Below are 21453 nucleotides of genomic sequence, written 5' to 3'. Positions count from 1 at the left end.
TCAGTGAAGAAGTGAAGCCGCCGCTTTCGGATCATGGACGGTCCGCGGCCAGTTTCAACGCTTGATCAAGCACTCGGCGGATCTTCGGATCCGCCTTTTTTCTGCGCGCCGCTCAAAAGAATGCCCCCGCGCGAGCGGGGGCGAATCGGGTTGATACGGAACCTGTGAATCTTCCGTCGACTTCGACAGGGCCGCCGTCGCGGCGAGGCGCGCGAGGAAGCTGTCGGGATGCGGCGAAATCGTCACACGCTCGCAGGCAGACCGGAAGAAGGACGGACGACCTGGCGCGACTGCGACGTGGCTGGTGTCGGATGAGGGGCGACGGCCAACCACGATTCCGCCCGGCGCAAGGGGCGGAAATCGGCAACAACGACTTCAGAACACCAGCGAAAACGCGCTGCTGAAGACGTCGTGGTGATAAACGACAATCGTCCCGATCACGCTGAGGACGCCAGCGGGGATCAGCGTGTCTTGCCACATCCAATGTGGTTCGGCTTCGCGGCGGCGCGCATGTTGATAGCGTGAGCCGGCGTTGACGGCCATGCGGGTCGGGCGGCGACGCGTCGGGCGGCCACTACGGCTTGTTGCGGAGGTCGAACGGCTCATATACTGTTCACTCGCTCAGGACTGTGCATGTGCACAGTAACCACTCCTCGACCGGATTGCAACTGCCATGGCCCAGCTCACCTCACGCCAGCTCGAAATCCTGACCTTCATTCAAAACCACGTTCGAGAGCGCGGCTATCCCCCGTCGCACGGCGAGGTCGCCGAACATTTCGGATTCAATCGCAATGCCGCGCGCGATCACTTGATGGCGCTGGCGCGCAAGGGCGAGATCGAACTGGTGCCGAATGACGCGCGCGGTATTCGCCTGCTGCGCGTCGAGGAGCGCACCGATCAATTGCCGCTGTTCGGGCGCATCGCCGCCGGTGCGCCGCTGACGGCGCCGGCCAATGCCGAGGACTGGATTGCGCTCGATCCGGCGCTGTTTCATCCGCGTGCCGACTTCCTGCACCGCGTCGAAGGCGATTCGATGATCGATGCCGGTATTTTCAGTGGGGATCTGGTCGGCATTCATGTGCAGAACGAGGCCCGCAATGGACAAATCATTGCGGCCTGCCTGCTCGATCACATGACCGGTTTCGAGAGCATCACGCTCAAGCGCTATCAGCGCCGTGGCAGTGTCGTCGAGCTGCACGCAGAAAATCCGCGCTATGAGCCGATCGTCATCGATCTGGCGCAGCGCGCGCACGAGCAGGAGCTTCCGGCGTTTCGCGTTGCCGGCGTCATGGGGGGCTTGTTTCGTATGGGCGCCGGTTGAATCCGGCACGCGCCGCGCAGGGAAGGGCTTCAGGCTGAAGCGTGCGGCGCAGGGTACAGATGTAAAAAGGTGGTCGGGGCGACAGGATTCGAACCTGCGACCTCTTGCTCCCGAAGCAAGCGCTCTACCAAACTGAGCTACGCCCCGCCGCGTTCAAGCGGCGCGATTCGTATTAAATCGGGCCAACTCGATCATCGCGTTCTTGTACGGTGAGTCGGGAATTTCACCGAGCGATTCGACCGCTTTGAGGCTGTGCCTTTCAGCGAGGGCGCGAGTGTAAGGAATCGCCCCCGTGGATTCAACTGCTTTTAGCACGTCGTCGAGAAGATCGACGCGACCATTGGCAATTGCCTCGCGCACCAGTGCCGACGACGCGGCGTCACCGTGCTTCATGACATGGATCAGGGGCAGCGTTGGTTTGCCTTCGGCCAGATCGGTACCGACGTTCTTGCCGCTGACGGTCGAGTCCGCCGTGTAGTCGAGGACATCGTCGACCAGCTGGAAGGCGAGGCCCAGATGATGGCCGTAGTTGTACATCGCCTGTTCGACGGCGTCATTTTGTTCGGCCGCGATCGCGCCGAGCCGGCAGCCGGCCTCGAACAGGCGCGCGGTCTTCAGCTCGATGACCCGCATGTAGCGCGCTTCGTCGGTGTCGGGGTCGCCGCAGTTCAGCAACTGCAGCACTTCGCCCTCGGCGATGGCATTGGTCGCATTGGCCATGACGTCCATGACCTTCATGCGCCGTGACTCGACCATCATCTGAAACGCGCGCGAGTAGAGGAAGTCGCCCGACAGTACGGCGCCGGCGTTGCCCCAGACTGCGTTGGCGGTCTTGCGGCCGCGACGCAGCCCCGACTCGTCGACGACGTCGTCATGCAACAGCGTCGAGGTGTGAATGAATTCGATCATCGCCGCGTGCAGCACCGGCTCGTCGCCGCTTGCGCCACAGGCGCGTGCGGCCATCAACACCAGTGCCGGCCGCAGGCGCTTGCCGCCAGCCGACGTAATGTAGTGGCCGATCTCGTTAATGAGAACGACCTCCGACCGCAGTCGGGCGATAATCGTGGCATCCACCTGCCGCATGTCGTCGGCGATGGGCGCGAGAATGGTTTTCAGATCCATAGGGGCGGCGCGATCGTAGGCGGCGGAACGCTTGATCGTCAATGACTTAAGGCCTGTATTTGAAAATGGATAGCCGCTGGCGGGGGATCGCCGGAAGCTGTGCTTTTTTGTTGACGTTGACACGGGCGCCACCTACAATTGCGCGCTTCATTCGGGCCGGGCGGCTTGGCTGCGCCGGCTTACAATCAGAATTAGATCGTTTTTTTATTTGGAGTCAACGATGTACGCCGTGATTAAGACGGGTGGCAAGCAGTATAAGGTCGCCCAGGGTGACACGCTGAAGATCGAAACGCTGACGGCCGACGTCGGCAGCACGGTCTCGTTCGACGAAGTGCTGCTGGTTGCCAATGGCGAGCAGATCACGGTCGGTGCGCCGCTGGTGTCCGGTGGTGCGGTCAAGGCGGAAGTGCTCTCGCACGGCCGTGGCGACAAGATCCGTATCGTCAAGCATCGCCGCCGCAAGCACTACCACAAGGAACAGGGCCATCGGCAGAACTTCACGGAAGTGAAGATCACCGAGATCGTCGGCGCCTAAGCGCGACGCCCAGCGAACCAGGAGCATTCAACATGGCACATAAAAAGGCAGGCGGCAGCACTCGCAACGGCCGCGACTCAGAATCAAAGCGACTTGGCGTCAAGAAGTTTGGCGGCGAAGTCGTGATCCCGGGCAACATCATCATCCGTCAGCGCGGCACGCAGTACCATGCCGGCGTCGGCGTTGGTCTGGGCAAGGATCACACGATCTTCGCGACGGTGGCCGGCAAGGTCCAGTTCAAGACCCGCGGCCCGGCGAACAAGCTCCACGTCGACGTCGTTCCGGCCTGAGCTTCTTCTGCATCTGTGCGAAAGAGCCCCGGAAACGGGGCTTTTTTGTGCGCTACTCTGTGTAAACGGGCCTGACGAGCATTACCGATGAAGTTTGTTGACGAAGCCAAGATCCTCGTTGAAGGAGGCAAGGGCGGCAACGGCTGCATCAGCTTCCTGCGCCTGAAATACATGCCGTTCGGTGGTCCGGACGGCGGCGACGGCGGCGACGGTGGCTGCGTCTGGGCCGTTGCCGACGTCAATCTCAATACCCTGGCGGATTTCCGCTACACGCGTCGCTTCCGCGCCCAGGCCGGCGTCAATGGCCAGGGCTCGAACTGCACTGGCGCCGCAGGTGATGATCTCGAAATCCGCATGCCGCCGGGCACGCGTATCTTCGACGCCGGCACCGAAGAGCTGATTGGTGAGCTGACTCACGACGGTCAGCGCTTGAAGGTTGCGCAGGGCGGACATCGCGGCCTGGGCAACCCGCACTTCAAGTCGTCGGTCAATCGCACGCCGTACAAGGCGACCAAGGGCACGCCGGGCGAGGAGCGCGAGCTGCGGCTCGAGCTGTCGCTGATGGCTGATGTCGGCCTGCTCGGAATGCCCAATGCCGGCAAGTCGACGCTGTTGTCGTCGGTTTCGGCGGCGCGGCCGAAGATTGCCGATTACCCGTTTACGACGCTGTATCCGCAGCCGGGTGTGGTCGCCGCCGGTCCCGGCCGTTCGTTCGTGATGGTCGACATTCCCGGCTTGATCGAAGGCGCGGCTGACGGCGCCGGCCTGGGCATTCGCTTTCTCAAGCACCTGCAGCGCACGCGTTTGATGCTGCACCTGATTGACGTGTTGCCGCCGGACGGCAGCGATGTCAGTGCCAATATCCGCACGATCAACGCCGAGTTGAAGGCCTTCAGCGACGAACTCGCGCAGCGCGAGCAGTGGCTGGTGTTCAACAAGATCGATGTGATGCCGGAGGCCGAGTGGCAGGCCCTGGTCAAGCAGGTACTCAAGAAGCTGCGCTGGAAAGGGCGCTGGTTCGCTATTTCTGCAGCCGCGCGTGCCGGCTGCGACGAACTCGTCGAGGCGGCCATGCAGTGGGTCGAGACCCGCGTGCGTGAGCAGGAGCAGGCGGCAGCGGCGGCGGCAGCGGCCGTGCCGGAGCCGCCGAAGCCGAAATCGCGCCGCCGTGCACCGGTGACGCGTCGCGATGACAGCGAAGAAGTGCCCAGCAAGGACCTCGGCCGCGGCGTCACGCGCAGCACGCAGACACGGCGCAAGGCTGCGGCAAAACGTCCCCTCGACTGAATCGTTCCTCAGGTTCGCAGAACATGACGGCATCCCCCATTTCCGTCGTACCGGCATCCGGCCGCGCGAAGCTCGCCGAAACCCGGCGCTGGGTCGTCAAGGTCGGCAGCTCGCTGGTTACGGCCAAGGGTTTGGGTCTCGACCATGACGCCATTCGCGACTGGTGTGCGCAGATCGCGGCGTTGCGAGCGACCGGCCGACAAGTGGTGCTGGTGTCGTCCGGTGCAGTTGCCGAGGGCATGGCGCGGCTCGGCCTGAAGCAGCGCCCGACAACACTGCACGGCCTGCAAGGCGCCGCCGCCGTGGGCCAGATGGGCTTGGTGCGCGCCTATGAATCGGAATTCAACAAGCACGGCATCAAGGCGGCGCAGATTCTGCTGACGCACGATGACGTCGCCGAACGCGGCCGCTATCTGAATGCGCGCGGCACCTTGAACTGGCTGCTCGAATCCGGAGTCGTGCCGGTCGTCAACGAGAACGACACCGTTGCGACCGACGAGATTCGCCTCGGCGATAACGACACCCTGGGCGCGCTGACCGTCAACCTGACAGAAGCCGATTTGTTGGTGCTGCTGACCGACCAGGATGGCCTGTTCGACGCCGATCCCCGGCAGGTCCCCGATGCACGCCTGGTGTCCGAGGCCCTGCTGACCGATGCCCGCCTCGCCGGCATGGCCGGCGACAGCAAGGGCGTGCTCGGCCGCGGCGGCATGCGCACCAAGCTCAATGCGGCGCATACCGCGGCGCGCTCGGGCGCGGCGACGGTGATCGCGTACGGTCGCCACCCCGATGCTCTGCTGGAAATCGCGCGTGGCGCCCCGCTGGGCACGCTGCTGACGCCGGCGCAAGGTGTGATGACGGCGCGCAAGCGCTGGATTGCCGGGCAGATGCAGGTGCGCGGTACCGTGCATGTCGATGCAGGTGCAGCGCGGGTCCTGCGCGAGCAGGGCCGCAGCCTGCTGCCGGTCGGGGTGACGCGCATCGAAGGGCGCTTTGATCGCGGCGATCTGGTGATGATCGTCGACCCGCAGGGCGACGAGGTTGGCCGCGGCTTGAGCAACTACGGCGCCGACGATGGCGCACGCATTGTTGGCGCCAAGCATGCACAACTCGTCGAGCGGCTTGGCCATGTCGGCGAGGATGAGTTCGTCCACCGCGACAATCTGGTTCTGCACCCGCGTCGCGATTGAATTTCGAGCCGCGATTCGGCTTGTCCGGCATCCGCCGGATCGAGGCGTAAAAGAAAAGCCCCGCATCGCTGCGGGGCTTTTGCATTTCAGCCTGTCACTGCAGCTTACTCGGTGGTCGGCGGCGCCGCCGTCGCGCAGGCCGAGTAGATCTGCGTGGTCGTCAGCGCCGAGAGCAGCCCCGAGCTGAGCGTCAGCTTGATGGCGTCATACGGCTGCGTCGCGTTGATCGTCACCAGTGCCAGTTCGTTATCGCCGAGCTGGCCCAGCAGGGTCAGGCGCAGCAGGTTGGAATCGGCGGTGCCGCTTTCCACCACGCTGCCGTCCATCAGGGTGCTGACGGTAATGGTGTCGAGCAATTCGGCTGACAGCAGCTGGTTGGCCGGACGCGCGATGATGAAGCCGGTCGTTGCCGGCGCATCGGTGCTGGCGTCGTACTGCATGCCGTCCGCGGCCGTGACCGTCAGCGAGATGTCGCCACCGAGCAGGCCGACCGGAATGTACGCCGACGCGTAGTTGGTCGAATCGTCGTCGATCACATTCGCCTGGTCAGCGATGATGCAGCCCAGGCAGAGCAGGTCGCTGTTCTTCTCGACCGAGGTCTCTGCGCCTTGGCTGGCGAGCATGGCCGAGGTGCAGGCGGCCGGCGAGATCACCAGCGTCGCGCTTATCGAACGCGTGCTGCCACTCGACGAGACGCTGTCCTTCAGCGTTGCGGTGATCGTCACCGTGCCTTCGGCCACGCCGGTGGCGCTGCCCGTGGCATCGACGGTGGCGATGGTCGCGTCCGACGAGGTCCAGTCGATATCAGACGGATCGACGGCCGACTCGCTGCCGTCGGCATACGTGGCATAGACGGTGAACGTTTGCGACGCGCCGACCGAGATCGACGCGCTGGTCGGATCGATGCGCGAGACCGCCACCAGCGCCGCATTGGTCACTGTGATCGTGCCGTCGCCGGTGAGATCGGTGCCTTCGCTGTTGGTCGTCGACGCCGTCAGCGTCGCCGTGCCGACGCCGACCGGCGTCGCGTTGGTCTGCACCGTGTTGGTCGGCGCCACCGTGGCCACCGAGGTGTCGCTCGACGTCCAGGTGATCGGTGTCAGCAGCGCGTTGATTTCCTGCGGGTCGCTGGAGTTGCTGTAAACGCCGAAAACCTTGTATGCCTGCGTCGAACCGAGCGCCACGGTGGCCGAGCTTTCACCGGTCGACTCACCATCAACGATCGTGTAGACGACCAGCGATTCAAGCACCGGAGCGCCGACCGTAACGGTGGCGGTATTGCTCGTCACGCCATCCTTCGATGCGGTGACGGTGACAGTGCCCTGACCGACACTGGTCAGCAGGCCATTGTCGTCGATGGTGGCGACGTTGCTGTCGCTGGTCTCCCAGTCGAGACCGCTCGGCGAGCACGGCGTCGGTTCCTGATCCGCGATCTGGCAGGTGCCGCTCGCCGTGAATTGCTGAGTCCGGCCCAGCGCGAGGGTCGCCGTGCTCGGTGAGATCGTCAGCGACGTCAGCACCGACTCAGCATCAGGGCTCTTGACGCTCCCATTGCCACACGCTGCGAGCGCGAGCGCGCACAGCACCATCAACAACCAACGAATACCCGTTACAGCCTTCATGAATGGAGCTCCCTTTCCCTGTGCTGCGGCAAAATGCAGTACCCAACTAATGGTACCTTGACGTCACCCTATATTTACGCCGTGTACTTTCGCAATCATAATCTAGAAAGACGCGGTAATGAGAAGTGCTTGAATCTGGAATCTTGGATTTCAAAAGCGTTTTTCGTCCAAACAGCATCTTGGGGCTTGTAGGGAAATTCTTACGCTCGGTGACGTAGAGCGGACGACTAGGGATGGGAGAATAAAATGCGGAAATTCGGTTGGCTTTTGCTTGCTGGCTTGTTGTGTGCCGGCAATGCGCAGGCGCAGACGGACTATGACGGACGTTGGTATGTCTCGCCGTCCATCGGCGTCGACTTCGCCGACAAGAACAATGTCGACCTTGGGCCGAGTGCTTCGATCGCCTTCGGTCGGTCGATCGCACCGTACCTTGGCATCGAGATCGAAGGTGGCTACAGCTACCTCGACGTCTCGGACCTCGACAAGGCCAACGACTACAAGCGCGGTGTGCTCGGCTTCAGCCTGATGCAGTACCTGCTGCCTGAGCGCTCGGTGGTCCGGCCGTACATCATCGGCAACGTCAACGGCCACTACATCCGTTTCCTTCAGGAAAACACGGGTGGTGCGGGCGTCGGTGTCGGCGTCGGTACATTCTTCAATCTGTCGCAGAACCTCGATCTGCGCGTCGAAGGTCGTTACAACCTCGACTTCATCAGCGGCAAGGGTGCGGTCCAGGACGACACGTTCTATCTGTGGACGACGACGGCTGGTCTGCGCTGGAAGTTCGGTGCTGATCCGAACGACGACGACGGCGACGGCGTGCCGAATTCGCGCGACAAGTGCCCGGATACCCCGAAGGGCGTGTCGGTTTATTCCGACGGCTGCCCGACCGATCTCGACGGCGACGGCGTGCCGGATTACCTCGACAAGTGTCCGAATACGCCGAAGGGTACTCAGGTTGGCCCCGACGGCTGCGAACTCGATTCGGATGCCGATGGCGTGCCGGATACGCGTGACCAGTGCCCGAACACGCCGAAGGGCGTGCAGGTCGACGCCAACGGCTGCCCGCTGGATTCGGATGGCGACGGCGTGCCGGATTACCTCGACAAGTGCCCGAACACGCCGAAGGGCACCAAGGTCAACGCCGACGGCTGCTCGTCCAACGACTCCGACGGCGACGGCATTCCGGATGATCTTGATCGCTGCGCGAACACGCCGGCCGGTGTCGCCGTGGGTCCGGATGGCTGCCCGCTGGATTCGGATGGCGACGGCATCCCGGACTACCTCGACGAGTGCCCGCATTCGCCGCCGGGTGCCAAGGTGCTGCCGAATGGCTGCGCGCTGGTCGGTGACTGCCGCAAGCCGCATCCGGGCGAGCAGGTTGACGCCAATGGCTGCGCCGTCGAGAAGAACTTCATCCTCAAGGGTGTGAAGTTCGAGTTCGACTCGGACCGCCTGACGCCGGAAGCGCAGAAGATTCTCGACCAGGTGGCGACGACGCTGAATGCGTATCCGACGATCAATGTCGAAGTCGAAGGCCATACCGACAACATCGGCTCCGAGGCGTACAACCTCGGCCTGTCGGAACGCCGTGCAAACGCGGTCAAGCGTTATCTGACCGCGCACGGGGTGGCGGCCAAGCGCATGACGCCGGTGGGCTACGGCGAAACGCGCCCGATCGACACCAACGACACCGAGCAGGGTCGCGAGAACAATCGTCGCGTGGAACTGCACGTCGTCGAATAAGCAGCGGGTCCGGTCCGGGGTCATGGCCCCGGACCGCCTGATCTGCATTGGGCCCCGCCTCGGCGGGGCCTTTTTGTTGGGCTTCTGCCCCCCGTTCGGGGGCGCCACTGTGATCTGGCGCACAGTTGGCCGCTTGCGCGCGGCTTCAGAAAATCACCGAAGGGGCCGCTATCAGGGCAGGTCCTTGCTTCTTTCTTCGTGTCATGCCGACATCCAATTTCGGGCAACTCTGCCGCGCGCTCGACCAATGGGATGCCTACCCAGGCGCGATGCTCGTGTACGTCGACATTCGCCAGATGCGCGACATCAACCAGTGGGCGCAACCCAGCGTCGGCGACGAGATCATCGAGCGCGTGCTGAAGACCATGCAGGAGTGGGTCGGGCCTGGTGGTGTGGCGATCCGGCTGTGGAGCGATGAGTTCGTCGCGGCTCGCGCGATCGATCATGGCCAGACCGCCATCGACGACTGCCGGCAACTGCGTGACCGTCTGTGCGCCATTCACTACCCCTCGTCGCTTGGCGAGAGCGAGTTGAGCGTGGCGATCGGTCTGGCGACGGTCGGGCAGAAGCGCGACTGGCAGCGGCATCTGGCGGATGCCGGAGACGCCTGCCAGATCGCCAAGCGCCGCGGCCTCAACCAGATCGTCGTCAGTCGTGGTCATGCGCAGGGCGGCACGTCGCACCGCGATGCCGGTGCCGTCCTCAATTTCAGGCGTCTGCGTGACGACGGGCGCCTGGTGCTACATGCCCAGCCGATCATGGACATTCGTGACAAGACACCGCGACTGGCCAAGGCCGAGTTTCTGTTGCGCATGCGCAATCGCGGCGGTCACACGCCGTTGCCGGCCGGTACCATCGACACGCTCGAGCATTTCGGCCTGACGCCGGAGCTCGATGCCTTCGTCTCGCGTGCGATCCTCGAATGGATCGAGAATCACCCGGAGGTCGTGTCGCGGCTCGACGGGCTGACGATCAACCTGTCCGCGCATTCGCTGGGCGATCAGCGTTTCATGCAGCGCCTTTTCGATGATGTGCGTTCGGTGCGGCCGCCGCCGGGCAAGCTCGGCTTTGAAATCACCGAGACGGCGGCGATTGCGCAGCTCGAAATGGCGGCCGACATCATCGAAGACTTCCGCTCGGTCGGCTGTACCTTCAGCCTCGACGACTTCGGCTCCGGGCTGTGCTCGTTCGGCTATCTGCATTCGCTACCGGTCACCGAGGTCAAGATCGACGGGCGCTTCATCCGCGACATCGTCGACGATCCGCTGGCGCTGGAGATCGTGCGCTCGATTCATCACGTGGCGCGTGCCGCCGGCAAGCGTACCGTTGCCGAGTTCGTCGACAGCGGCGACAAGCTCGCCGTACTGCAGCGGCTCGGTATCGACTACGCGCAAGGCTTCTTCTTCTCGGCCGCGGTGCCGCCCGAGCGCCTGGCCGACATGATGCTTGGCGCGCCGATGCGCGTCGCATGAAAAAGGGGAGCGCCGCGGCGCTCCCCTGGGGCTCTGCGGGGTCTGGTCGTCAGTCTTCGAGCACGACGAGCAGATCGCGCGTGTTGACGGTGACGCCGGCCGGTACCAGCACTTCCTTGATGCGCGCATCGCGCGGCGCCGCAATGACGGTTTCCATCTTCATCGCCTCCAGCGATACCAGCGGATCGCCCTTGCTGACGCTGTCGCCCGCCTTCACGGCGACACGCGACACCATGCCTGGCATCGGCGCGCCAATCTGATTGGCGTCGCCTTCGGCGGCCTGCGCACGCGCCGTCGACGATTTGACGCCAGCCTTGTCGACACGCACTGCGCGTGGCTGGCCATTCAGCTCATAGAACAGCTTTTCGCTGTCCTCGGCCTCGGCGCGGCCCTGCAAGCGGATCACCAGCGCCTTGCCCTTGTCGATCTCGACGCTGATCTCTTCCTGCTCGCGCAGGCCATAGAAGAACGCCGTGGTCGGCAGGCGCGAGACATCGCCGTATTGCTTCACGTGCTCGACGTAGTCGCGATAGACCTTCGGATACATCAAGTGCGACGCCAGATCGCGGTCCGCCAGCTCGATGCCGAGGTCGGCCTCGGCCGCCTTGCGCGCCGCGTCGAGGTCGACCGCCGGCAGGCTCTTGCCGGGGCGTTCGGTCAGCGCCGTCTTGCCACGCAGGATCTTGGCCTGCAGCGCCTGCGGCCAACCATCCGGCGGCAGGCCCAATTCGCCACGGAACAACTGCACGACCGACTCGGGGAAGTCGATGGTCTGCTCCGGGTCTTCGACGTCGGCCGTGGTCAGGCCGTTGCCGACCATGAACAGCGCCATGTCGCCGACCACCTTCGAACTCGGCGTCACCTTGACGATGTCGCCGAACAGCTTGTTGACGTCGGCGTAGGCCTGCGAGACCTCGGGCCAGCGCGAGGCCAGGCCCAGCGCACGGGCCTGCTCGCGCAGATTCGTGTACTGACCGCCCGGCATCTCGTGGTGATAGACGTCGGCGGTGCCGGAACGGATGTCGGCTTCGAACGGCGCGTAGACGCGGCGCACGTCTTCCCAGTAGTCGGACAGGCGCTGCAGCGCGTCGAGATCGACGCCCGGATCGCGTTCGCTGCCGGCGAGCGCGGCGGCGATCGAGCCGAGATTGGGCTGCGAGGTCAGGCCCGACATCGAGTCGAGCGCGCCGTCGACGGCATCGACGCCGGCCTCGATGGCCGCCAACACACTGGCGGCGGCGATGCCACTGGTGTCGTGCGTGTGGAAGTGGATCGGCAGGCCGATCTCCTGCTTCAGCGCCTTGACCAGTTCGCGAGCCGCACGCGGCTTGCAGACGCCGGCCATGTCCTTGATGCCGAGCACATGTGCACCGGCCTTCTCCAGTGCCTTGGCCATGTCGACGTAATACTTGAGATTGAACTTCGGCCGCGTCGCGTCGAACAGGTCACCGGTGTAGCAGATCGTGCCTTCGCAGACGGCGCCGGCTTCGATCACCGCGTCCATCGCGACGCGCATGTTGTCGACCGCATTCAGCGAGTCGAAGACGCGGAAGATGTCGATGCCGTTGGCCGCCGCTTGCTGCACGAAGAACTTGACGACATTGTCCGCGTAGTTCGTGTAGCCGACCGCATTGGCCGAGCGCAGCAGCATCTGGAACGGAATGTTCGGAATCGCGTCGCGCAGCAGGGCAAGACGATCCCATGGATCTTCCTTGAGGAAGCGCAGCGCGACGTCGAAGGTCGCGCCGCCCCAACATTCCATCGACAACAGATTCGGCGCCATGCGCGCGTAGTACGGCGCGATCGGCAGCATGTCGGCGGTGCGCATGCGCGTCGCGAACAACGACTGGTGCGCATCGCGCATGGTCGTGTCGGTCAGCAGCACCTGCGGCTGCGCTTTCAGCCACTGCGCGAAGCCGGCCGGGCCTTCCTTGAGCAGGATGTCACGCGTGCCGGCCGGCGCTGCGGTGTTGGCCAGCGCCAGCTTCGGCAGGCGAGGTTCGGGCAGCGGCAGTTTCGGCGGCTGGCGGCCTTTCATTTCCGGGCTGCCGTTGACGATCACGTCGCCGACGAAACGCAACAGCTTGGTCGCGCGGTCGCGGCGCGGTGTGAACACGAACAGCTCCGGCGTCGAGTCGATGAAGCGCGTCGTGCACTCGCCGGACTTGAACAGCTCGTGGTTGATGACGTTTTCGAGGAACGCCAGATTCGTCGACAGACCACGAATGCGGAATTCGCGCAGCGCGCGGTCCATGCGCGCGATCGCATCGCCGGTGGTCGGCGCCCAGGCGGTGACCTTGACCAGCAGCGAGTCGTAATACGGCGTGACCACCGCGCCGCCGTAGGCGGTGCCGCCGTCGAGGCGGATGCCCAGGCCGGCCGGGCTGCGGTAGGCGAGCAGGCGGCCGTAGTCCGGCGTGAAGCCGTTTTCCGGATCTTCGGTGGTGACACGGCACTGCAGGGCGTGCCCGTTGAGGCGGACCTGATCCTGTGTCGGCAGCGCCGGCACATGGTCGTGCGCCGGATCGCCGATGCGCGCGCCTTCGGTAACGCGAATCTGCGCCTTGACGATGTCGACGCCGGTGACCTGTTCGGTGACCGTGTGTTCGACCTGAATGCGCGGATTGACCTCGATGAAGTAGAACGAGCCGGTGTCGGCGTCCATCAGGAATTCGACAGTGCCGGCGTGCGAATAATTGACCTGTCGGCACAGGCGCAGCGCGGCTTCGCACAATTCGCTGCGGCCGGCCTCGGTGAGGTAGGGCGCCGGTGCGCGCTCGACCACCTTCTGGTTGCGGCGCTGCACGGAGCAATCGCGCTCGAACAGGTGAATCAGGTTGCCGTGCGTGTCACCGAGCACCTGAACTTCGACGTGGCGTGCGCGGCGCACGAGCTTTTCGACATAGACCTCGTCGTTGCCGAACGCGGCCTTGGCTTCGCGGCGCGCCGTCTCCATCTGCAGCGGCAGATCGGCCTCGGACTCGATGACGCGCATGCCGCGTCCGCCGCCGCCCCAGCTGGCTTTCATCATCACCGGATAGCCGACGTCGGCCACCAGTTTCCTGCATTCGTCCAGGTCATACGGCAGGGCTTTCGAGGCCGGCAGCACCGGTACCTGTGCCGCGACCGCCGCGTTGCGCGCCGCAACCTTGTCGCCGAGCGCGCGCAGCACCGCCGGCTGCGGGCCGATGAAGCGAATGCCGGCCGCCGCACAAGCCTCGGCGAATTGCGGGTTCTCCGACAAAAAGCCATAGCCCGGATGAATGGCGTCGACACCGGCTTCGAGCGCGATGCGGACGATGTCGGCGATGTCCAGATACGCGGCGATCGGCTTCTGACCCTTGCCGACCAGATAGCTTTCGTCGGCCTTGAAGCGGTGCAGCGCAAAGCGGTCTTCGTGCGCGTAAATCGCCACCGTGCGAATGCCCAGCTCGGCCGCCGCGCGCATCACGCGGATCGAAATCTCGCCGCGATTGGCGACGAGCAGTTTGCGGACAGGGGCGGGTGACGATTCCATTCAGCGACTCCTTATCAGTCTTCTCGAAAAACAGCACGATTCGCGCCGATGCCGGCCGGCGCGGTGCCAGGTTCATGCCATGCGCAGATTTTTGATGCGCGCAGCACAAAACGGCCCTGCGGTCGGGCAGGCGGGGGATTCTAACGTGCGAACGCCCCTGGCCGAACCCGTGTCGGCGCAGGGGCGCTGCGGAGCGACATGATGTCGCATGATGCGACACCTGTCGGGTATCAACTGATACTTTTTTTGCGAAGCGTCAGCGTGGCGACATACGAATCGCGCCGTCGAGACGCACGCATTCGCCGTTGAAATAGCCGTTGCGGCACATCTCGAGTGCCAGCGAGGCATATTCGCCGGGGTCGCCGAGCCGTTTCGGGAACGGCACCGAAGCGCCAAGCGCGGCCTGCACGTTGTCCGGCATCGCCTTCATCATCGGCGTCGCGAAGATGCCCGGCAAAATGGTGTTGACGCGAATACCTTCGGGCGACAGATCGCGTGCAATCGGCAGCGTCATGCCGGCGACGCCCGCCTTGGATGCCGAGTACGCGGCCTGTCCGACCTGCCCGTCTTGTGCGGCCACCGAGGCGGTGCTGATGATGACGCCGCGGTCGCCGTCCTCGAGCGGTGCCAGCGTCAGCATGCCGGCGGCCGATTTGGCGATGCAGCGGAACGTGCCGATCAGGTTGATCTGGATGACCTTCTCGTAGGCGTCGAGCGGGAAGTGCTTGATCGCGCCGTCTTCCCTGGCGCGCGATGCCGTCTTGATCGCGTTGGCGATGCCGGCGCAGTTGACGAGGATGCGCTCCTGGCCGATCGCCGCGCGCGACTTGGCGAATGCGGCGTCGACGTCGGCGTCGGACGTGACGTTGACCTTGCAGAACACGCCGCCCAGCTCGTTTGCCAGTGCCGTGCCTTTTTCTTCATTGAGGTCGAACAGTGCGACCTTGACGCCGTGGGCGGCCAGCGCGCGTGCGGTCGCCTCGCCGAGGCCGGACGCGCCGCCGGTGACGACGGCAGCAATCGAAGCATCGAGTTTCATGATCGGATTTCTCCTCCGGGAAATGGTGTATCGAACGACAGGTGAAACAGGACTCAGCTTGCGTTGCTGAGCAGCTTGCGCGCGATGCTCCAGCGATGCACCTCGCTGGGGCCGTCGTAGATTCGAAAGGCGCGCAGGTCGCGGAAGATGCGCATGACGATGGTTTCGGCGGTGACGCCCTGGCCGCCGAGCACTTGCACGCAGCGATCGACGATGCGCCAGGCCGCTTCGGAAACGAAGACCTTGCTCATGCTCGATTCGAGATTGCCCTTGTGGCCCTGATCGAGCAGCCACGCGGTATGCCAGATCGACAGCCGTGCGGTCTGCAGATCGAGCTCGTTGTCGGCGAGCATGAAGCCGACGCCTTCGTGTTCGCCGAGTGTTTTGCCGAAGGCCTGGCGGCGGCGTGCATAGGCCAGCGCCACATCGTGCGCGCGCCGCGCCTGGCCGAGCCAGCGCATGCAATGCGTCAGGCGCGCCGGCGCCAGGCGCACCTGCGCGTAGCGGAAGCCCTTGCCGACCTCGCCGAGCACGTCAGTGGCCGGGACGCGCAGGTTCTCGAAATGCAGCACACCGTGGCCGCCGGTGAAGCACGAGTCCAGCGAGTCCATCAGCCGTTCGAGGCGAATGCCCGGCTGGTTCATGTCGGCAAGAAACATCGTTGCCGCGCCGTCGTCGAGCTTGGCCATGATGATGGCGAAGGCTGCGCCTTCGGCGCCGGTGATGAACCACTTGGTGCCGTTGATGACGTAGTCGTCGCCGTCGCGCACCGCGGTCGTGCGCAGCATGCCGGGGTCGGCGCCGGCGCCGGGGTCCGGCTCGGTCATCGCAAAGCACGAACGGCTGTGGCCCTCGACCAGTGGTTTGAGCCAGCGCTGCTTCTGCGCGTCGCTGCCGACCACGTCCATCAAATGGATGTTGCCTTCGTCGGGTGCATGCACATTGAGGGCAACCGGTCCGAGCGGCGAATAGCCGGCCTCCTCGAAAACGATGGCTTTTTCGATATGCGTCAGACCGAGGCCGCCGAGTTCGACCGATGCATGCGGGGTCAGCAGACCGGCGCGGCGCGCGCGTTCGATCAACTCGGCGCGCAGCGCCTCGCTCGGCCCGTGCGCACCTTGTCGTGCGTCGTTTTCGAGCGGGATGACGTCGCTGGCGATGAACTCGCGCGTGCGCTGCTGCAGTTCGACGAGTTTGGGAGAAAGGGAGAAGTCCATGAAGATCGGCTCAGAAGAAACGTGCGGCCGAGACGTCGAGCGCGAGGCCCATCAGATCCTCGGCAATCGTCGCGAAGGTCGCGTAGCGCGGGTCGGTGGTGCCGCCGCTGCGATAGCGCAGATGCAGCTGCTGAAGAATCACGGCGGTCTTGAACATCGCCAGCACGCGATGGAAGGTGAAGTCGGACAGGTCAAAGCCAGTGGCGCGCGCATAGGCGTCGGCGACTTCGCGCCGCGTCATGAAGCCCGGCTGCGCCGTCGGCATCTGCTGCAACTGATGCATGACCGGCGGGTCGCCTGCTTGCACCCACCACGACAGCAGCGCCGCCAGATCGAAGAGGCCGTCGCCGCGCGTGCCCTGATCCCAATCGACGACCGCGACCGGTGCCAGGGACTGCGTATCGAGCAGGACGTTGTCGAGCTTGTAATCGTTGTGCAGCAGCACGATGTGGCGATCCGGGACGACGTTGGCGCGCATCCAGGCGCCGAGTTCGCGAATCAGCGCATCGGTGCGCGGCATGCCCCAGTCGGCGGTCGCCAGCGTCGCGCGTTTGATCCAGCCTTCGACCGCACGTGACAGAAAACCCTGTGGGCGCCCAAGCTCACCGAGCCCGATCGCCTGCGGATCGATGCGGTGCAGCTGCGCCAGGACATCGACCAGCATCGTGCTCAGACGTTGGCCGACGCTCGCGTCACCGACGAATGGCGGCGGGAGTTGATCGCGAACCGAGACGCCGTGGCGGAACTCGCTGATCTGGAACGGCGCGCCAAGCACCGCGTGGTCCTCGCACAGATGCAGGGCGCGCGGCGCCAGCGGGAAGGCCGGGTGCACGGCGGCGAGAATGCGCGACTCGCGTGCCATGTCGTAGGCGCCGGGCGGCAGCGGACCCATCGGCGGGCGACGCAACACCGCTTCGTTGCCGTCGATGATGACCAAGTAGTTGAGATTGGCGAAGCCGCCGGCGAACTGCCTTGGTGGCGGGTCGATGTCGAGCGTCAGCCCGTACCCGGCGAGATAGCGCTGCAGGCGCGGCCAGTCCTGCGGCACGGTCTGCGCCGCGCTGCGTAGCTGCACGGCGGCGTTGTCGGCCTGTTCGCTCACGTCTCCTCCGGGCGCTAGGCACATCGCGACGGAACGCGATGTCAGTTGACGATTTCTATTCGGTGAGTATAAGTTGCTTGTTGCCAACAAGTAAATTGTCCGATGCCAGAGTTGCCTTCGCCACGAACCCGACGTACCCAGGAAGCGCGCACGGCGCTGTCGGATCGGCGCTTGCTGGAGGCGGCGGTCGTACTGCTGTGCGACGGCGGACTGTCGGCGGCGACGCTGGCGGCGATCGGCGAGCGCGCCGGTTATTCACGTGGCTTGGTCACGCATCGTTTCGGCACCAAGGCCGGCCTGCTCGGACATCTGCACGACCAGGTGGTGGCCGACTGGATCGCGCGTGTCCAGCAGGCGGTCGGCGATTCGGTCGGCGTCGTCGCGCTGTTGCGGGTGATCGACGCCCTGCACGGCTTCATCGAGGAAGCGCCGGACGAGATGCGCGTGATGTACCAGCTGCGCTACGCCAGCATAGACCCGGGCGCTGAGTTCCGCGCCAATGTCGCCAACGCGCACAAGGCCCAGCGTCGAGACGTACAACGCTGGATCGAGCGTGGCCAACAGGTTGGTGCCATCGACGAGACGCACGATGCCGTGCTGGCGGCGGAGTTGTTCTGCGCAACGGTCGACGGCCTGATCTATCGCTGGCTCGTCAATCCGGGATTGCCGGTTCGCGAGCTGCACGCGCTGCTGAAACGGCAGACGCTGGACCTGTTCTCTCGATCGTCTCCTGCCTGCTGACGCGCTCTCCATCCCACTCGGTTCCAACGAACTCAAGCCGATGACCTGTGCCGAAGCTTTCGAACACCCGCAGCTCGCCGCGATGCGCGAGCAAGATCTGCATCGCTTTCTCGGCATGAGTGAGTTGCGCGCCGCTGATGGCCGCGCGGACTTCGAGGTTTCCGTTGGCGATGCAGCGATCAATGTCTATGGGCGCACGCATGCGGCGTTCTGCTACACCTTCCTCGACGTGGCGTGCTATGCCGCACTGCTCAGCGTCCTGCCGCACGATCGATCGGCGACCACTGCCGACATTCATGTCTCGATGATGAGTGGTACGCAACTCGGTGATCGCGTGCGTTTCGAGGCGCGCATCCTCAAGCGCGGACGTAATCTCGCATTTCTGGTGGCCGATGCCTGGTGCGGCGACAAGCCGATTGCGCAGGGACGTCTGACGAAATTCATCCTCGCATGAGGGGGTGCCGACATGCAGGCATGGCACCCGCATGCGACGATGTCCGGATAACCGATCAGGATGCATTGAGGAGAGACGCGTGAGTCACGAGATCGAAACCCGCCGTTACGTCATGCCGAGTGGTATCGAGATTGCGGCGGACGTTGGTGGCGCTCCGTCCCGGCCGGCCGTGATCCTGATGCACGGCGGCGGTCAGACGCGGCACTCCTGGGGCGGAGCGATGCGCGAGTTGCTGCGGCAGGGATATCACGTCATCAACTTCGATGCGCGCGGCCACGGCGACAGCAGCTGGGCACCCGACGCCGATTATTCGCTGACGACAATGGCCAACGATCTGCGCGCGATCATCGCCACGCTGCCATCGCCGCCGGCGCTGGTTGGTGCGTCTATGGGCGGGGCGACGAGCCTGTATGCCTGTGGCGACGCTGCGGCCAAAGGCGAAACGCTCGCGGCCGCGCTGGTCGTCGTCGATATCGTGCCGCGTGTCGATCGCAAAGGCGCCGAGAAGATCGCGGCGTTCATGGGCGCCCATACGAACGGCTTTGCGACGCTGGAGGACGCATCCGATGCAGTGGCGGCGTACAACGCGCACCGGCCGCGTCCGAAGGATCCGTCGGGGCTGATGAAGAACCTGCGCCGGCATGCCGATGGGCGCTTGTACTGGCATTGGGATCCCGCGTTCGTGACCCGCGCCAGCCGTGCCGAACCGCCGCAGATGGCGACCCTGCTGCTGGAGGCCGCGGGCCGGGTCCGGGTGCCGACGCTGCTGGTGCGCGGCATGCAGAGCGACATCGTGTCGGAGGAGGGTGTCGAGGAGTTCCGCCGGCATCTGCAGGGCCTGGAGGTCTACGACGTCGTCGGCGCCGGCCATATGGTCGCCGGTGATCGCAACGATGCTTTCAACGAGGGCGTCATCGGCTTTCTGCGCCGTCATTTGCCGGAGGCCTGAACCGGCGCCGCACGCCGCTTCGACAACTCCACGGCGGCGGCATCTCTTGTCCGCCGCGGCATATGCGGTATCCGTGCCGGCGCCGACAGTCCGGCCCCGTTGTCGTCTTCCGGTGTGACCTTTGCTGCTTTGGTCGAGGGGAGTGTGCGGCGCGGTTGCCGAAGCGCCAGGCCTTGCCGTCGTCCTGCGCATTCCCTGTGCTGGCGCCGCGCGGTCACGAAAGTATCGCCCGGGCAGCGCTAAAGTTTCCCCGGCAAATGTTGGCGCGATAACGCTAAAAGATTAATATAGCCAACAGCGCTGTCTATAAACATAAAGTGGCCACTCGCCGTACCGCGAGTATTCGGTTGCCGGAGGAGAACAAGTGGATCGTGAGACCGGGAAGGTTTCTGAGACGGCTGGATCGACGCCGCGTCATGCAAGGCGTGGCCGCCACGGTGGCGCCGTCTGCCGTGGCGGGCGGAGCGGCTGATGGAATTCGGCCAGAAACCCAAGCAGAGCCGCCGCATGATCGGCATCGGCTCGGTGATCGTCTTTCATGCGGTACTCATCTGGGCGCTGGTCTACGGACTGGCGCGCAAGGCGATCGAACTGCCGCCGCCGCCGATCGAGACCAAGATCATCAAAGAGGTGACGCCGCCGGACAAGCCGCCACCGCCGCCGCCGCCGAAGCTCGAGACACCGCCGCCGCCATTCGTGCCGCCGCCGGAAATCAATATCGCGACGCCGCCGTCGACCAACACGATCACCGTGCAGGACAAGGCGCCGACCCCGCCGCCGCGTCCGGCGCCGAAGGCGCCGCCGTCGTTCCCGCTGAAGGTGACCGGCAAGGGCTGTCGCGCACCGGAGTATCCGCCGATCTCGCAGCGTCTGGGCGAGGAAGGCTCGGTGGTTTTGCAGCTCAAGGTCGGCGTCGACGGCCGTGTTACCGACAGCAAGATTCAGTCGTCGTCGGGGTATCCGCGTCTCGACGAAGCCGCGCGCAAGGCTTTGAGCCTGTGCCAGTTCCAGCCGGCCATCGTCGATGGTCAGAAAGTACCGGCCTGGGGCGCGCTGAAGTACACGTTCCGGTCGGAATGATCATCGCTTAATGAACAAACGTCGCAAAGAAGCCCGGCAGCCGATTGGCCGGAAGCCGTCACGCCCACTTGTTGCCCAAGACTTCGCAACTTATCTGGAGATGTCCGATGTCGTTTAAGGATTCTTGCAAGGCGCTTGCCGCCGTTGGTCTGCTGCTGATGACGGCGGCGTTGCCGGCATACGCGCAGGACAGTTCGACGCCGCCGGCGGACCCGATGGCGGCGCCGGCCGCCGTCCCGGCTGACGACATGTCGGCCCCGGCCCCGGCGGAAGACGCCGGCACCGCACCCGACGGCAACAAGATGGCGGAGGTGAACAACCCCTACGGCCTGTCGGCGCTGTGGGCGCAGGGCGACTTCGTCGCGCGCGGCGTGCTGATCATCATGCTGATCATGTCGGCGTCGACCTGGTACATCATGATCATGAAGCTGATCGAACAGCAAAAGGTTTATAGCCAGGCGAAGGATGCCAACGACAAATTCTGGTCGAGTCGTTCGGCGACGGACGGCGTGGCGATGCTGAAGGCCGGGACGCCGTTCTGGTACATCGCCGACCGCGGCATCGCTGCCAGCCAGCATCACGAAGGCACGATGGTCGAGCAGATCGATCTCAACAGCTGGATCACGATGAGCATCAACCGCGCGGTCGAGGAGATTCAGTCGCGGCTGCAGGGCGGCCTGGCGGTTCTCGCAACGGTGGGTTCGACGGCGCCGTTCGTCGGTCTGTTCGGCACGGTCTGGGGCATCTACCACGCCCTCACCGCGATCGG

At 64.6% G+C, this 21453-nt stretch carries 19 protein-coding genes and 1 tRNA gene; 12 read left to right on the top strand and 8 right to left on the bottom strand.

Translation table 11 applies throughout. The annotated features are described in order from the left end of the window. Positions 1-375: 375 nt before the first annotated feature. Complete coding sequence (locus tag G7Y82_RS16820) at positions 376-543, bottom strand: hypothetical protein (protein ID WP_168149308.1); 168 nt, start codon at positions 541-543, stop codon at positions 376-378. Positions 544-673: 130 nt separating this feature from the next. Here G7Y82_RS16820 and lexA point away from each other — a divergent pair, with 130 nt between their 5' ends. Continuing rightward, the gene (gene lexA / locus G7Y82_RS16815) at positions 674-1321 is read left to right on the top strand and encodes a transcriptional repressor LexA (RefSeq protein WP_168149307.1); all 648 of its coding nucleotides are present in this window, start codon (positions 674-676) and stop codon (positions 1319-1321) included. Positions 1322-1391: 70 nt separating this feature from the next. Here lexA and G7Y82_RS16810 read toward each other — a convergent pair. Continuing rightward, positions 1392-1468, bottom strand: a tRNA-Pro gene (locus tag G7Y82_RS16810). A gap of 6 nt (positions 1469-1474) precedes the next feature. Further along, positions 1475-2443: a polyprenyl synthetase family protein gene (locus G7Y82_RS16805; protein ID WP_168149306.1), complete on the bottom strand. Its 969-nt coding sequence runs from the start codon at positions 2441-2443 to the stop codon at positions 1475-1477. 220 nt (positions 2444-2663) lie between these two features. Between G7Y82_RS16805 and rplU the strand changes: the two genes are divergently transcribed. From rplU to proB, 4 genes are all read left to right on the top strand, one after another. Beyond that, complete coding sequence (gene rplU, locus G7Y82_RS16800) at positions 2664-2978, top strand: 50S ribosomal protein L21 (protein WP_168149305.1); 315 nt, start codon at positions 2664-2666, stop codon at positions 2976-2978. A 32-nt stretch (positions 2979-3010) separates the two neighbouring features. Then, positions 3011-3268, top strand: a complete 258-nt coding sequence (gene rpmA, locus G7Y82_RS16795; RefSeq protein ID WP_168149304.1) for a 50S ribosomal protein L27 — start codon at positions 3011-3013, stop codon at positions 3266-3268. 87 nt (positions 3269-3355) lie between these two features. Then, positions 3356-4555, top strand: coding sequence for an Obg family GTPase CgtA (gene cgtA / locus G7Y82_RS16790; RefSeq protein WP_168149303.1), 1200 nt, complete (start codon positions 3356-3358; stop codon positions 4553-4555). A gap of 23 nt (positions 4556-4578) precedes the next feature. Beyond that, entirely contained in the window at positions 4579-5745 is a 1167-nt protein-coding gene (gene proB, locus G7Y82_RS16785) for a glutamate 5-kinase (protein ID WP_168149302.1), read from the top strand. A 104-nt stretch (positions 5746-5849) separates the two neighbouring features. Here proB and G7Y82_RS16780 read toward each other — a convergent pair whose 3' ends face one another. Beyond that, complete coding sequence (locus G7Y82_RS16780) at positions 5850-7367, bottom strand: Ig-like domain-containing protein (protein ID WP_168149301.1); 1518 nt, start codon at positions 7365-7367, stop codon at positions 5850-5852. Between the two features lie 246 nt (positions 7368-7613). On the opposite strand from G7Y82_RS16780, the gene G7Y82_RS16775 reads away from it, so the two are divergent. Both G7Y82_RS16775 and G7Y82_RS16770 read left to right on the top strand, forming a co-directional pair. Then, positions 7614-9113: an OmpA family protein gene (locus tag G7Y82_RS16775; RefSeq protein ID WP_168149300.1), complete on the top strand. Its 1500-nt coding sequence runs from the start codon at positions 7614-7616 to the stop codon at positions 9111-9113. Positions 9114-9316: 203 nt separating this feature from the next. Continuing rightward, complete coding sequence (locus tag G7Y82_RS16770) at positions 9317-10585, top strand: EAL domain-containing protein (protein ID WP_168149299.1); 1269 nt, start codon at positions 9317-9319, stop codon at positions 10583-10585. Positions 10586-10634: 49 nt separating this feature from the next. Here the strand turns inward: G7Y82_RS16770 and G7Y82_RS16765 are convergent, their stop codons facing one another. The 4 genes from G7Y82_RS16765 to G7Y82_RS16750 all read right to left on the bottom strand — a co-directional run bounded on the left by G7Y82_RS16765 (position 10635) and on the right by G7Y82_RS16750 (position 17460). Beyond that, entirely contained in the window at positions 10635-14102 is a 3468-nt protein-coding gene (locus tag G7Y82_RS16765; protein WP_168149298.1) for a pyruvate carboxylase, read from the bottom strand. Positions 14103-14358: 256 nt separating this feature from the next. Further along, complete coding sequence (locus tag G7Y82_RS16760; RefSeq protein ID WP_168149297.1) at positions 14359-15141, bottom strand: SDR family NAD(P)-dependent oxidoreductase; 783 nt, start codon at positions 15139-15141, stop codon at positions 14359-14361. A gap of 53 nt (positions 15142-15194) precedes the next feature. Beyond that, on the bottom strand, positions 15195-16358 hold the full coding sequence (locus G7Y82_RS16755; protein ID WP_168149296.1) for an acyl-CoA dehydrogenase family protein: 1164 nt from the start codon (positions 16356-16358) through the stop codon (positions 15195-15197). Between the two features lie 10 nt (positions 16359-16368). After that, positions 16369-17460 (bottom strand): phosphotransferase family protein, encoded by a 1092-nt coding sequence (locus tag G7Y82_RS16750; protein WP_168149295.1) that lies wholly within the window; start codon positions 17458-17460, stop codon positions 16369-16371. Between the two features lie 102 nt (positions 17461-17562). Here G7Y82_RS16750 and G7Y82_RS16745 point away from each other — a divergent pair, with 102 nt between their 5' ends. The 5 genes from G7Y82_RS16745 to G7Y82_RS21935 form a co-directional block, all read left to right on the top strand. Further along, on the top strand, positions 17563-18201 hold the full coding sequence (locus tag G7Y82_RS16745) for a TetR/AcrR family transcriptional regulator (protein ID WP_240954375.1): 639 nt from the start codon (positions 17563-17565) through the stop codon (positions 18199-18201). 40 nt (positions 18202-18241) lie between these two features. Next, complete coding sequence (locus G7Y82_RS16740; RefSeq protein ID WP_168149294.1) at positions 18242-18655, top strand: PaaI family thioesterase; 414 nt, start codon at positions 18242-18244, stop codon at positions 18653-18655. A 79-nt stretch (positions 18656-18734) separates the two neighbouring features. Beyond that, on the top strand, positions 18735-19604 hold the full coding sequence (locus G7Y82_RS16735; protein WP_366515690.1) for an alpha/beta fold hydrolase: 870 nt from the start codon (positions 18735-18737) through the stop codon (positions 19602-19604). A 471-nt stretch (positions 19605-20075) separates the two neighbouring features. Beyond that, on the top strand, positions 20076-20684 hold the full coding sequence (locus G7Y82_RS16730; protein ID WP_168149292.1) for an energy transducer TonB: 609 nt from the start codon (positions 20076-20078) through the stop codon (positions 20682-20684). A 107-nt stretch (positions 20685-20791) separates the two neighbouring features. Further along, on the top strand, positions 20792-21453 hold a 662-nt coding region (locus tag G7Y82_RS21935), incomplete at its 3' end, for a MotA/TolQ/ExbB proton channel family protein (RefSeq protein WP_168149291.1).

Source organism: Solimonas marina, assembly GCF_012241385.1.
GTDB classification, from domain to species: Bacteria; Pseudomonadota; Gammaproteobacteria; order Nevskiales; family Nevskiaceae; genus Solimonas; species Solimonas marina.
This window is presented reverse-complemented; position numbering and strand designations above follow the sequence as displayed.

Bases quoted from the DNA above. Each gene is read 5' to 3' on its own strand.
- G7Y82_RS16730 (WP_168149292.1), top strand. From the start codon at position 20,076: ATGGAATTCGGCCAGAAACCCAAGCAGAGCCGCCGCATGATCGGCATC.
- G7Y82_RS16820 (WP_168149308.1), bottom strand. From the start codon at position 543: ATGGCCGTCAACGCCGGCTCACGCTATCAACATGCGCGCCGCCGCGAA.
- G7Y82_RS16765 (WP_168149298.1), bottom strand. From the start codon at position 14,102: ATGGAATCGTCACCCGCCCCTGTCCGCAAACTGCTCGTCGCCAATCGC.
- G7Y82_RS16745 (WP_240954375.1), top strand. From the start codon at position 17,563: ATGCCAGAGTTGCCTTCGCCACGAACCCGACGTACCCAGGAAGCGCGC.
- G7Y82_RS16770 (WP_168149299.1), top strand. From the start codon at position 9,317: ATGCCGACATCCAATTTCGGGCAACTCTGCCGCGCGCTCGACCAATGG.
- cgtA (WP_168149303.1), top strand. From the start codon at position 3,356: ATGAAGTTTGTTGACGAAGCCAAGATCCTCGTTGAAGGAGGCAAGGGC.
- G7Y82_RS16780 (WP_168149301.1), bottom strand. From the start codon at position 7,367: ATGAAGGCTGTAACGGGTATTCGTTGGTTGTTGATGGTGCTGTGCGCG.
- G7Y82_RS16805 (WP_168149306.1), bottom strand. From the start codon at position 2,443: ATGGATCTGAAAACCATTCTCGCGCCCATCGCCGACGACATGCGGCAG.
- G7Y82_RS16760 (WP_168149297.1), bottom strand. From the start codon at position 15,141: ATGAAACTCGATGCTTCGATTGCTGCCGTCGTCACCGGCGGCGCGTCC.
- lexA (WP_168149307.1), top strand. From the start codon at position 674: ATGGCCCAGCTCACCTCACGCCAGCTCGAAATCCTGACCTTCATTCAA.
- G7Y82_RS16775 (WP_168149300.1), top strand. From the start codon at position 7,614: ATGCGGAAATTCGGTTGGCTTTTGCTTGCTGGCTTGTTGTGTGCCGGC.
- rpmA (WP_168149304.1), top strand. From the start codon at position 3,011: ATGGCACATAAAAAGGCAGGCGGCAGCACTCGCAACGGCCGCGACTCA.
- G7Y82_RS16740 (WP_168149294.1), top strand. From the start codon at position 18,242: ATGACCTGTGCCGAAGCTTTCGAACACCCGCAGCTCGCCGCGATGCGC.
- proB (WP_168149302.1), top strand. From the start codon at position 4,579: ATGACGGCATCCCCCATTTCCGTCGTACCGGCATCCGGCCGCGCGAAG.
- rplU (WP_168149305.1), top strand. From the start codon at position 2,664: ATGTACGCCGTGATTAAGACGGGTGGCAAGCAGTATAAGGTCGCCCAG.
- G7Y82_RS16755 (WP_168149296.1), bottom strand. From the start codon at position 16,358: ATGGACTTCTCCCTTTCTCCCAAACTCGTCGAACTGCAGCAGCGCACG.